Below are 1679 nucleotides of genomic sequence, written 5' to 3' on the forward strand. Positions count from 1 at the left end.
TTGATAATCTATCATAGTATCGATATATGTACCATGACCGTTTGCTGTTGCCTTAGCTTTTTTTTTTTAGGGTCTTGTGGGCTCGGAGATGTTTATAAGAGACAGTCCCCCGCGCCGTCCCACGGTCCGCGCCCGTCACCTTCCCACTCGCCGTCGCTTTCCCTATCCCACTCGCCGTCCCCTTCGCCCTCGTCCTGGCCGGACGACCAGCGCTCCCCGGCCCGGCGCCCGGCGGCCGCGCGTAAGTCCTTGTGCAGCTCCGGCAGGCGCCGGGCGGCCTCGGCGCGCTCGGCGTCCGGCAGGGTGATCACGAGATCGGCCAGACCGCGGGGATCGCGGGCGATGATGCGGTCGCGGACCTGCGCCCAGGTCGTCATGAGGCCGCCTGTTGCGGAAGTGGATGAGCCAGTCATGCGTGGCACCCTAGAGATCATCTCCGACAATCCGTCAGGCGCTCCCGGCCCCACCCGGGATGGACGACCTGAGCGGGCATCTGCGACCTGGCCACCGGGCAGCGGCCCCGCTTCGGTCGCGCTTCTCACGACCAGTGCCGCTCGGGCCGCGACAGGCGTTGCCGTCCCGCCAGGACGGTTCCGCGCCGAATGCCCGGCGCTTCACCTGATCGGAAGGGCCATTACCTGGGGTGGTCCGGTGGCCCACCGCGACCTCACGTCCGTGGTCACCGGGCTCTGCGGGAGATCGACGGTGACGTCGAGGCCGCCGCCGGTGCGGGCCGTGAGCGTGATCCGTCCGCGATGGGCGAGCGTGACCGCGCGCACGATGGACAGCCCCAGGCCCAGGCCGTCGGTACGGACGCGGGTCCCCTGCCCGTGCACGAACGGCTCCAGCAGCGTCTGCGCCTCCTCGGGCACGATGTGGCGGCCGGTGTTGGAGATGCGCAGGAAGGCGCGCCCACCCGCCGTACCCGTGTCGACGACCAGGTGTCCGCCGGCCTGGTTGTAGCGGATCGCGTTGTCGACCAGGTTGGCGACCATCTGTTCCAGCAGGACCGGTTCGCCGTTGACCGGTGCCGGCCGGAGCCGGTGTCGTACGGCGAGGCCGGCCCCCTCCGCCCGCGTCCGGGCGGCGTCGAGGGCGGCGGCTGCGACCGCGGCGAGATCGACCGGCGCTCGCTCGGTGAGCCCGGCCTGGCTGCGGGCCAGCAGCAGCAGTCCGTTCAGGACGCGCTGCATGTGCTCGACGGCGGCGCGGACGTCGCCGGCCATCGTGAGCAGCTCGGTGTGGCTGGGGTTTCCGTCCAGGGTGACGTCGATCGCGGTGCGCGCGGTGGTCAGCGGCGTACGCAGCTCGTGGGCGGCGTTGGCGGTGAAGAGCCGCTGGCTCTCCAGGACGCGGTCCCGCTCGGCGACGCCGCGCTGGATGCGGTCCAGCATCCCGTTGACGGTGCCCGCCAGCGCCGACAGCTCGTCGGCGGGGGTGGTGACCGGGACCCGCTCGGTGAGGTTCTCGGCCGACAACCGCCGGGCGGCCGACGAGATCGCCCGGATCGGCCGCAGCACCCGGCCGGCCACCATCCAGCTCAGTACGGCGGCCACCACCGTCACCACGGCGAGCGCCAGACCGGCCTGAGGCAGCAGCGCGGACAGGGTGTCGGCCTGCACCTGGTCAGCGAGATCGCGCATGTCCGCGGGCAGCGACGGCTGGGGCAGGTCCTGGGG

At 71.4% G+C, this 1679-nt stretch carries 2 protein-coding genes; both read right to left on the reverse strand.

The window, feature by feature from the left end:
* Positions 1 to 92: 92 nt before the first annotated feature.
* Positions 93 to 377 carry a hypothetical protein gene (locus ETD85_RS62120; protein ID WP_138699068.1) on the reverse strand — a complete coding sequence of 95 codons (285 nt, stop codon included), beginning with the start codon at positions 375 to 377 and terminating at the stop codon, positions 93 to 95.
* Positions 378 to 614: 237 nt separating this feature from the next.
* Positions 615 to 1679 (reverse strand): sensor histidine kinase (locus tag ETD85_RS62125; protein ID WP_138699069.1); only part of this gene is annotated, 1065 nt, incomplete at its 5' end.

Source organism: Nonomuraea zeae (genome assembly GCF_005889725.1).
GTDB classification, from domain to species: domain Bacteria; phylum Actinomycetota; class Actinomycetes; order Streptosporangiales; family Streptosporangiaceae; genus Nonomuraea; species Nonomuraea zeae.